The 727-nt window shown below is 47.9% G+C and carries 2 protein-coding genes; both read left to right on the top strand.

All coding sequences use genetic code 11. The features are described from left to right. The coding region (locus A3735_RS25945) for a precorrin-3B C(17)-methyltransferase (protein WP_197486056.1) at nucleotides 1-415 on the top strand (415 nt) is incomplete at its 5' end. Then, nucleotides 412-727, top strand: a 316-nt coding sequence (locus A3735_RS25940; RefSeq protein WP_231882659.1) for an SAM-dependent methyltransferase, incomplete at its 3' end; no start/stop codon positions are given. The genes A3735_RS25945 and A3735_RS25940, both read left to right, overlap by 4 nt.

Raw genomic sequence — 727 nt, 5'->3', positions numbered from 1 at the left:
TGCCATGCAAGCGGGCGCAAGCCGTGTCGGCGCCATGCTCGGTCATGATTTTTGTACCGTATCGTTATCTGATTTGCTAACGCCTTGGGAGACGATCGAAAAGCGTATTCATAGCGCTGGCCAAGGTGACTTTGTTATCTCGTTCTATAACCCCGTATCTAAAAAGCGTGATTGGCAGTTGAACCATGCGCGAGACGTTTTGCTCCAGTACCGACCGGCTTCGACGCCCGTTTTGTTGGGGCGCCAATTAACCCGTGAAGACGAGTCCATCACCATTACCACCCTAGATAAGTTAGATGCCAAAGACGTTGATATGTTCACGCTTGTGAGCGTTGGAAACAGCGAATCTCGACATATCGTCAATGGCAAAAAAGAATGGGTTTACACGCCAAGAGGCTATAAGAAAAAACTATGACAGTCTATTTTATTGGAGCCGGTCCGGGTGACCCAGAGCTCATGACCCTAAAAGGCCAGCGTATACTTGAGCGTTGTCCTGTTGTTTTGTACGCCGGTTCATTGATACCCAGAGAGGTCTTGGATTCAGTTGAAGATAAAGCAGAGTTGATTGTCGATACCGCCTCTATCGACTTAGAAGAAATTAGCCAGCACATTGAGAAAGCCCACCAAGAAGGTAAAGACGTTGCGCGGCTTCAATGTGGTGACCCTTCACTTTATGGTGCGATTGGTGAGCAAATTAGACGGCTAGAGCAAGCTGGTATTGATTATG

This window comes from Oleiphilus sp. HI0061, from assembly GCF_001635675.1.
Note: the sequence above shows the minus strand (reverse complement) of the source record. Positions and strands in the feature narration are given on the sequence as shown.